This is a genomic window from Lactobacillus sp. 23-2, from assembly GCF_044902225.1.
Lineage (GTDB): Bacteria > Bacillota > Bacilli > Lactobacillales > Lactobacillaceae > Lactobacillus > Lactobacillus absianus.
The window spans coordinates 1-331 of the sequence record NZ_JAOQBX010000089.1; the positions used below are offsets into that span (position 1 = coordinate 1).

At 55.9% G+C, this 331-nt stretch carries 1 pseudogene; it reads left to right on the forward strand.

Annotated elements, in window-relative coordinates:
• Positions 1 to 331 (forward strand): annotated as a pseudogene (locus tag OCH80_RS10270) (cell wall anchor protein); the annotation flags it as partial.

The following is a 331-nucleotide window of genomic DNA, read 5'->3' on the forward strand; positions in this document are numbered from 1 at the left end:
GTGAAGACCACAGCGAGAGCGTAACCCTGAGCCGGACGGGGACGAAGGACAAGGTAACGGGCAATACCGTCTGGAACGATTGGTCAACGGGCAAGATTTCATCGGTAACGAGTCCGACGATCTCGGGCTACACCGCGGACAAGAAGGAAATCGGCGAGAAGTACGTCAACGGTCCACACGATGAGTTTGAAGAGACGGTAACGTACAAGGCGGACACTCAAAAGGCCACCGTAACGTACGTCGACGACACCACCAATACGACTCTGAAGACAGACAGCGAGGGCGGCGACTCGGGCGCAGATTCCGGGTACAACACCAAATCAAGCATCGA